This window comes from Nocardia farcinica (assembly GCF_029867845.1).
In the GTDB taxonomy this organism is placed as follows: Bacteria; Actinomycetota; Actinomycetes; order Mycobacteriales; family Mycobacteriaceae; genus Nocardia; species Nocardia farcinica_A.
In genome coordinates this window covers 1-8,489 of record NZ_JARWRU010000101.1, presented here as the reverse complement: position 1 = coordinate 8,489, position 8,489 = coordinate 1, and the positions used below count along the sequence as shown (strand labels likewise).

At 69.5% G+C, this 8,489-nt stretch carries 6 protein-coding genes; 1 reads left to right on the top strand and 5 read right to left on the bottom strand.

Annotated elements, in window-relative coordinates:
* Positions 1–72: 72 nt before the first annotated feature.
* Positions 73–930: an alpha/beta fold hydrolase gene (locus QH283_RS01945; RefSeq protein WP_280501297.1), complete on the bottom strand. Its 858-nt coding sequence runs from the start codon at positions 928–930 to the stop codon at positions 73–75.
* Between the two features lie 51 nt (positions 931–981).
* Between QH283_RS01945 and QH283_RS01940 the strand changes: the two genes are divergently transcribed.
* Positions 982–1,596, top strand: coding sequence for a TetR/AcrR family transcriptional regulator (locus QH283_RS01940; RefSeq protein WP_280501296.1), 615 nt, complete (start codon positions 982–984; stop codon positions 1,594–1,596).
* Between the two features lie 146 nt (positions 1,597–1,742).
* Here the strand turns inward: QH283_RS01940 and QH283_RS01935 are convergent, their stop codons facing one another.
* The 4 genes from QH283_RS01935 to QH283_RS01920 form a co-directional block, all read right to left on the bottom strand.
* Positions 1,743–3,590 (bottom strand): ATP-binding cassette domain-containing protein, encoded by a 1,848-nt coding sequence (locus QH283_RS01935; protein WP_280501295.1) that lies wholly within the window; start codon positions 3,588–3,590, stop codon positions 1,743–1,745.
* Between the two features lie 39 nt (positions 3,591–3,629).
* Positions 3,630–4,832, bottom strand: a complete 1,203-nt coding sequence (locus tag QH283_RS01930) for a type III polyketide synthase (protein ID WP_414689647.1) — start codon at positions 4,830–4,832, stop codon at positions 3,630–3,632.
* A gap of 80 nt (positions 4,833–4,912) precedes the next feature.
* Positions 4,913–6,382 (bottom strand): cytochrome b5 domain-containing protein, encoded by a 1,470-nt coding sequence (locus QH283_RS01925; RefSeq protein ID WP_280501294.1) that lies wholly within the window; start codon positions 6,380–6,382, stop codon positions 4,913–4,915.
* A gap of 413 nt (positions 6,383–6,795) precedes the next feature.
* On the bottom strand, positions 6,796–7,623 hold the full coding sequence (locus QH283_RS01920; protein ID WP_280501293.1) for an LppX_LprAFG lipoprotein: 828 nt from the start codon (positions 7,621–7,623) through the stop codon (positions 6,796–6,798).
* Positions 7,624–8,489 lie beyond the last annotated feature (866 nt).

The window sequence follows — 8,489 nt, the reverse complement described above, 5'->3', positions numbered from 1 at the left end:
GGCGCCCCGCCCGGTGGGCAACGGTATCCCGGCCGCCCCCCCCCGGGGGTCCCGGCCCGGAATCGTGTCGGCTCACCGACGGGCGACGGTCTCCACCAGGAATGCGCCCATTTCGGCCGCGACCGCCTCGGGACGATCGATCATCGACAGCACCGCGGCGTCGTCGACGACCCGCAGCCGCGCGTCCGGCATGGATTCCGCGAGCGCCCGCGCGTGCGCGAGCGGCATGACGCGATCATCGGACGACCAGAGGATCAGCGCCGGGCCACGGAACCGCCGCAGCGCTTCGGTGTGCGCGATCAGCATGTGGTCGTCGACCTCGCCGCGCAGGTAGGTGCGCAGGTAGCCGAGCACGTCACGCCGGATGGCCGGGTCGCGCAGGCCCGGTTCGGTCCACCCGCGCACCATCTCGTCGGACAACCCGCGCCGGGTCATCCAGCCGAACAGCAGCGGGGTGCGGCGCAGCCACCCCACCCGCAGCTGCCGCAGCGCGAGCACCACGCCGCCGGGCAGCCGGGCCGCGAGCGTCGCCGTACGACCGGGCAACCCGGGCGGGAAATTGTCGTAGGCCTCGCAGGGCAGCACGATCAGGCTGCCGACCCGCTCGTCGAGGCCGTAGGCGGTGAGGAACAGCCCGCCGCCCCAATCGCTGTGCACGAGGGTCACATCGCGCAGATCGAGCGCGGCGAGGAATTCGGCGATCAACTGGTTCAGCCCGCGCAGGCTCAGGTCGGCGCCTGCCTGGACCGGCTCGGGGTGTGCGCCCAGCGGCAGGTCGGGCAGCACGTAGCGAAAGCCCTCGGGCAGCAGGTCGAGCACCTCGTCCCACACCGTGTGGTTGATCAACAGGCCGTGCAGCAGGACGACGGCGGGGCCGCTGCCGCGCTCGGTGTAGTGGATTCGCCCGGCGGCGAGATCGACGGTCGGCATGGGAGCCTCCTTAGAGCGATCGCTCTAGAGCGTTTGTTCTAGTCTGTAACGGTGAGCGAGAAGATGTCAATGCCGGAGTCGGGGGGCACACGGGAACGCCTGGTGACCGCCATGGCCGAGCAGCTGCGCGTCCGCGGCTACCACGGCACCCCCGTCAAGCAGGTGACCGTGGCCGCGAACGCCCCGATGGGATCGCTCTACCACCACTTCCCCGAGGGCAAGCCACAGCTGGCCGCCGCCGCCCTGCGCACCTCCGGCGCGGCCTACCTGCGGCTGATCCCGCTGTTGCTGGACGAGCACGACGATCTCGGCACGGGCATCCCCGCCGTCTTCGCCGCCGCCGCCGAGCAGATGGAGCAGGCCGGGTGGATCAACATGTGCCCGGTGGTCACCGTCGCGGGCGAGATCGCCGACAGCGAACCGGAACTGCGCGAGGTGAGCGCCGAGATCGTCACCTCGTGGATCGAGGAGGGCATCGCCTGCTTCCGCAGGCGCGGCGTGGCCGCGGCGGAGGCCCGCGAACTGATCCTGGCCGTGCTCACCGCGCTGGAGGGCGCGTTCGTCCTGTCCAGGACGCTGCGCAGCGGAGAGCCGTTGCGCGCGGCGGGGCGCGCGCTCGGGCCGAGGTTCGCGCGACTGCCCGTGCGCGAAGCACGCGCTCGATGACCGGGCACACGGGCACACGGGCACACGGGCGCACTGGCGCACTGGCGCACGGGCGCACGGCTACACGGGCACACGACGATCCCGGCACACGACGACGAATGCCCGGCAGCATCTCTCGGCGCTGCCGGGCATCCCGGAACCGGCGGTCAGCCCTCGACGGCCACCGGCTCGACGACCTTGCCGAACTCCAGCTTGACCAGCCGGTCGGCGCGATCGAAGTAGCGATCGTCGTGGGTGATCACGATGACCGTCTTGCCCCGCCGCTTGAGCTCGTCGAGGATCTCGTTGTAGAAGACCTCGCGGAACTTCGGGTCCTGGTCGGCCGCCCACTCGTCGAAGACGTAGATCGGGCGGTCCTCCAGCAGGGCGGTCAGCAGCGCCAGGCGCTTGCGCTGGCCCTGGGAGAGCGCGATCGTGGTCAGCGTTCCGTTCCGCACGTCGACCTTGTCGTCGAGGCGAAGCTCCCGCAGGTAGTGGCGGACCTCCTCGTCGATGCCGGGCCGATCGAACCCGAGATAGTCCTCGAACAGGTGGAAATCGGTGAAGATCGCCGAACTGTGCTGCCGGAACCACTCGATGTTCTGATGGTCGATCGCCTCGCCGTTGAGCGAGACCGTGCCCGTGCGCGGCACGTACAGGCCGGTGATCAGCTTGGCCAGCGTGGACTTGCCGCTGCCGTTGCCGCCGACCACGAAGGTGATCTGGCCGGGCTCGAAGACCAGGTCCACCGGGCCGAGGGTGAACCCGTCGTCCTCGCCGGGCGCCGGGCCGGGCGGCGGCCCGAGCGGCACCGGCCTGCCGTCGGAGCCCGCGTGGCTGACCCTGCGCTTGCCGTTGACGTCCGGCGCACCGGCCCTCGGCCCCGGCCCGTGTCCGGGCGGCAGCGGCGGATGCCCGCCACCGGGATGCCCAGGGCCCGCGGGCGTGCCGGGTCCACCGGGTCCACCGTGCGGGCCGGGCGGCAGCGCCGACGGCAGGTCCTGGCGGTAGTGGTAGCTCACGCCGGACAGCTCCAGCCGGGCCGACTCGACGACGGGCCGCTGCGCGTACGGCAGGCTGTCCTCGTCGTGCAGGGTCTCCAGCGAGAGGTTCATGGCCCGGATCTTGGCCAGCGCCACGTCACCGCGCAGCAGGTCGGGCAGCCGGTGCATGAAGTTCTGCATCGGCATGGACAGGAAGGTGGTGACCAGGATGTAGCCGACCATCACCTCGCGCGGCAGGTCGAGCGCCTTGGCCACGCCGAACAGGATCAGCGCCATGGTGCCCAGCTGGAGCAACTGGCCGAGGCTCTGGGCGACCGAGAACTTCGAGCCGGCGTCGACGTTCTGCTCGCGCAACTGCTTGGCGGTGCCGAGCAGGTGCCGGTCCATGAAGTCGCGGCGACGGCCGCGATGCAGCTTGAGCTCCTTGATGCCCAGGGTGACCGACTGGAAGGAGCGCAGCAGCGCGTCCTCGTTCTCCCGCGCCGCGTGGTAGATGCGGCGCACGTGACCGAGGAACAGCTCCACGCAGGCGATGCCGATCAGGGTGCCCGCGATGGTGATCGCGAAGATCGGCCCCGACACGGTGGCCAGGTAGACGAAGCAGCCGACGATGGTCGCCACGTCGATGCAGATGGCCGGGATGGCGGTCACCGCCTGCGACAGCGAGCGCACATCCTCGGTCAGGGTGGCCACCAGCCGGTGCATGCCCAGCCGTTCCAGATGCTCGAGCGGCGCCGCGACGACGCTCGCGCTCAGGTCCGAGCGCAGCCGCAGGATGGCGTCCTGGGCCAGCCGGATCAGCAGCACCTGCGAGAGCAGGCCGCTGACCAGGACCACCGCGATGGTGAGCAGGAACTGCTCGACGGTGGCCCGCGGCTGCGGTGGCGGTGAGACCACCGCGTTGATGAGCGTGACCAGATAGGTGTTGGCCGCGCCGCAGACCAGGCCGGTCACGATCACCGCGACGATGCGCGTCCAGGAGATCGAGACCAGGAATTTGATGAGTTGCATGATCGGGTGCTCTCTCGAGAGAAGCGATGGGTCGCGAGATCAGCGACGGATGATGTCGAAGATCAGACCTTCGAGCGTGACCCCGGGCGCGAAGGAGAAGGCCACACCGGTCGAGATGGACTCGCCCGGGGTGGACTGCCGGATCATCTGTTCCAGCACGAAGATCAGCGAGACGGAGAGCATGTTGCCGTGGCGGGCGAGCACCTCCCAGCTGGGCGCGGCCTGCCGCGGGTCGAGTCCGAGCGAGCGCACCGATTCCTCGATGATCTTCGGACCGCCCGGGTGGATCGCCCACAGGTCGATGTCGTCCTTGGTCAGGCCGTTACGGGCCAGCACCTCGCGCACCACCGGGTCGACGCCGCGGTAGATGTACTGCGGCAGGTTCTCCGACAGCTCGCAGGTGATGCCGTTGTGGTTGACCCCGAGCACGATGCCGTCCTCGGCGCCGTCGAACAGGTGGCTGAAGCTGTCGCGCACGACGATCTTGCCCGCGGCCAGCGGCTGGCGGGCCTGGCGTGCGCCGACCACGACCGCACCGCAGCCGTCGCCGAAGAGGCTGTGGATGATGACGTCGTTGACGTCGTCGGCGAACACCGCGTTCACCGAGCTCAGCTCCAGGCAGACGACCAGCGCCTTCTTGTCCGGGTGCGCCCGCACGTAGTCGGTGGCGGTGCGGATGCCGTTCATCGCGGCCGCGCAGCCCATGAAGTTGACCACCACCCGGCCGACGGTGGGCGAGAGCCCGAGCTGGGTGAGCACCGCGACATCGACGCCGGGGGCGATGAAGCCGGTGCTGGTGACGAACACCAGCTGCCCGATCTCCTCGGCGGCGCAGCCCGCGTCGGCCAGCGCGCGGCCTGCCACGTCGACGGCCAGCGGGGCGGCGTGGCGGTAGTAGAGGTTCATCCGGTCCCGCAGATTGCCCGGCTTCCTGCTGAATTCGAGGAACTCGGGATCGGTCGGGTCGACGGCCATACGGCGGGTGTCGATGCGGGTCTTGTCGTAGACGCGGGCGATCCGGGCCTGCTGCGCCGGGTCGGCGAACAGGCCGGCGACCTGCTCGGCCGCGCTCGCCTGGTCCACGACGTGCCCGGGCGAGCCGGTCGCGATGCCCTCGATGACGCCGATGGTGACCGGCGGGGCGGGCGGCATCGGCGAGTGGGCCGAGGCGGGCGCGGGGACGATGCGATGGCGGGGCTCGGTGGCGGGACGGGCGCCGCTGTGGTCGACGGTGACGGACATGGTTGTTGTTCCCTTCGAGGACTGTGGTGATCGGCGGCGGGCGCGGGCGTGGCGGCGCGGCGCGCGCTCGCGGAGTCGGGTCAGACGGTCCCGATTCCGGTGAAGCCCTGAACCGTGTAGATCGCGCAGGTCTTCAGCGCCGTCGGTGAAAGGTGTTCGCGTACGAAGCCCCAGTTCTTCTCCTCGGCGTCCCTCGAGGGAGCCAACAGGTAGGTGTTTATCTGCTTCGGGAAGCGATCGGTGAAAAAGCTCTTGGCGGGCAGCCATTCGACGCCGAACTTCGCGGACTCCTCGCGCAGGATGTCCTCGGTGGCGATGTTGGCGAAGCCGCTGCGCTGGTACGGCAGCACGTGGTGGACGCGATGCGAGCTCAGCCCCGCGGCGAGGAAGCAGTCCACGTACCGGTTGCCGATGACCTTCAGGTCGTAGGCCTGCTCGATCTGGTTCACCGCCCAGTCCTCGGTGCCGGACTCGGGCAGCTCGTCGGTCTCGACCTCGAAGTCGTGGCTGGCCACCACCAGGAAGGTGCTGATCCACAGCGTGACCACGAATTGCAGTGCCCAGGCCCAGAAGTCGCCCATCACGGTGAACACGATCAGCTCGCCCAGCAGCAGCGCGCGCATGCCGAAAGAGCCGATGAAGTGCGGGAGCGCGCCGCGCATACTGCCGTACATCTCCTTGACGCCCACCTTGCGGGTGAGCCGGACGACGTCGAGCAGGCGGATCGTCATACCGGTGACGGTGTGGCCGAACTTGTGCAGCGTGTGGATCGGTATCCGGTACAGCCTCGGCACTCGCATCATCATGGTGAAGACGTTCTTCTTGATGTCGACTTCACTCTGGGTGTGCGGGTGGTGCAGCAGCGCGTGCCCGTCGGCGGTCACGAACGCCAGTGCGACGTAGTTGATGTCGAAGGAGTTCGTGAAGACCTTGTTCATGCCCTTCTGGGCACGGTGGATGGCGTAGTGGCCGAAGCCGGCCAGCGAGCTGCGCAGCACGACCATGGCGAAGACGAAGATCGGCAGCGGCATCCAGGCCGGCTCGGCCAGGCGAACGCCCTGGACCGCGAAGTACAGCACGGCCAGCGTGATCGCCACGATGTCGAAGATCCGGTCCATGCGCTTCAGCCGGGCGGCGACCTCGGGATCCTTCAGTCGCGCCTTGACCTTGTGCAGCAGGTCGTTCTTGTCGTCGAAGCGGTACTTCGGGGTGTCGCGCCAGCTGTCGAAACCCTCCTTGAACAGGAAGTCCGGCGCGTTGGCCTTGGGATGGATGTCCTCGGGGCGGGCCTCGCGGCCGAGCGAATAGCGCTCCAGCATGCGCTCGATGCGTTCGGGGTCCTTGTGGTAGGAGCCGATGATCGAGGTGATATCGCGGTTCTTGGTGCGCCCGATGAAGAACTCGCCGCCAGGGTGCTTGGAGATCCAGTCCGACAGGTCGTAGGCTTTGCCGTTGTAGACCCAGACATTGGAGACCGGCGGTGGGCCGTCGGGCGCGGGGGGTCGACGGAAGTCCCGCTCCTCGACTTCCGGGCGGTCACTTGTCGTCATGTCTTTCCTCCGTGTCCGAACGGCTTTCCTGGCCGACCAGGGAGCCGGCGCTGTCGAGAGTGAATGCTCCCCACGGCGGCTTGTACTTCACTGAACAATCTCTTAAGCGGTCGCCGGGTCCTGCCCGGCGGCGGACGTGCGGGCGAACCGAGTCGTCGGAGCGGATGGCGCGGCGGTACGAACCGCCCGGCGCCCGCGGTCGCGACGACGGGTGAACGGCCTCGACCGGCCACTGCGCCGGTCCGGGTATGCCGTTGTCGGAGTGCGGCTTTCGCGATCACCTCGGCCCCCGTGGACGACGGGGACGGGCGATCACGGCGCGAAGGAGCTGGGAACGACGCCGGTCCGGAGACGCGAGGGGCGATGCCGCCTCACGCCCCGGACCGGGTGTCTGCTCGCCTGCCGGCGGTCGGTCAGCCCGCGGGCTTGACGACGTTGACCGGCTCGGCCCACTTGGACAGGGTCACCTCGACGGTGCCGCCGTCCTTCTCGACCACCGCGCGAACCAGGTTCGGGCCGTCACCGGTGGAGGCCGCCTCCGAGGGGCGGGTGGAGGCGGAGTCGCCCTCGGCGGGCGGGGGCACGTCGGCGATCCACAGCGTGATCGGCAGCTCGCCCGCGCCCTCACCCAGACGCGGCACGACCGGGTCGATGACCGAGCCGTCGATGGTGCCGGTGACCTTGACGACGGCGATGCCGTCGATGGTCTCGCGCGCCTCGGCCTTCGGGTTCTGCACCTGGGCGATCACGTTCGCCAGGCCCTTGTCCTTGTCCAGGATCACGCCCGGGTCGTAGACCTGCTCGGCGGGGCCGACGGGCGCGTAGTTGTTGCTGTTGACCGCTGTGTAGAGCGTCTTGTCGACCACGATGAACTTCGTGTCGACGAACGGCTCCTCGGGCTTGGTCCTGACCGTGGCCTCCCCCATGGCCTGGCCTGCGCCCTGCGGCTGGTTGGTCACGTCCGCGGAGACGCTCTCCACCGGCAGATTCGGCACGTCCTTCACCTCGAGGTCGAGGTGGACCGACTGCAGCGTCTGGGTGGTCCGCGAGGACTCCTGGACGATCTGCGCGGCGTCCGGCAGCGGGCCGGTCACCGGCGCGGCGGTGGTGTCGCCGCTGTCGTCGGAGGACGAGCAGCCCGCGACCAGCGCGGTGATCAGCGAGGCCGCGAGCAGCGCGGGCGCCGCGCCGCGCAGCCACGGACGGCGGGATCGGCCCTCGGGCAGGGTCGAACCCCGCATGGTCTTGATGTTCACGTAGTACCCCCGGAGAGTTCCGTGGCGCCGGCGTGTTCCGACGCCTGTGTACGAGGCAGCAGCGCTGCCCCGCACAGAGTATGCAAGCACATCGGTCCGCGCGCTGACGATCGGGCCGAAACACTTCCGCGACAGGGGTTCGCCGCGCGGCGACAGGGTCGTGTTCGCCGACCGGTTGCGGACTCGGGCCACCGATCCGCACTTGTCCGGCCGGGGCGAGGACCTCGCCCGCCGCGCCGGGTGCCCGGCCGCCACGCCCCGCGGCCCGCGTCGCACTTTCCCCGGCCCGTCGCATCCTCGACATCCAGCGGAATCAACGATACCACGGCCGAAATGCGAGCAGGCCGCCCGTCCGGGAACACCCACCGCGGGGCGGCGGCCGGGAAGCTATTCCCGCAAACCTCCGGCTAGTGCGCGCACAGCCGCGCGCATTCGACACCACACCGAGCCGTGCCCGGAAAATCGTGGGCACGACCGTCTTCGCTCGGCCACGGATTCTGTCTCCGCTCGCGCACGGATTCTGTCTTCGCTCGGGCACGGATTCTGTGTCCGCTCGGGCACGGATTCTGTGTCCGAGCGGGCACGGATTCGAGGGGGCGCGTGGCGAGGTATTCGGCCGCGGCGAACAGCGTCAGGGCGATCACCCCTCGTCCATGATCGCCCTGACGAGCTCACGCTTTGCGAACAGCGTTGTCCAAGATATCAGCGGCGAATCCGCCGCGGGCGCGCGGGAACCGACCGGGAATTACCGGACGAGGAATACGGCGTGGATCGGCGCCGGAAACGAGAGAACCGCCCTGACCTGGCGGCTGGGCGGTTCTCGACTGTGGAGCTAAGGGGAATCGAACCCC

What these genes read in the sequence shown, in the direction of transcription:
- QH283_RS01920 (WP_280501293.1), bottom strand. Translation starts at nt 7,623, where the DNA reads ATGCGGGGTTCGACCCTGCCCGAGGGCCGATCCCGCCGTCCGTGGCTG.
- QH283_RS01930 (WP_414689647.1), bottom strand. Translation starts at nt 4,832, where the DNA reads ATGTCCGTCACCGTCGACCACAGCGGCGCCCGTCCCGCCACCGAGCCC.
- QH283_RS01935 (WP_280501295.1), bottom strand. Translation starts at nt 3,590, where the DNA reads ATGCAACTCATCAAATTCCTGGTCTCGATCTCCTGGACGCGCATCGTC.
- QH283_RS01945 (WP_280501297.1), bottom strand. Translation starts at nt 930, where the DNA reads ATGCCGACCGTCGATCTCGCCGCCGGGCGAATCCACTACACCGAGCGC.
- QH283_RS01925 (WP_280501294.1), bottom strand. Translation starts at nt 6,382, where the DNA reads ATGACGACAAGTGACCGCCCGGAAGTCGAGGAGCGGGACTTCCGTCGA.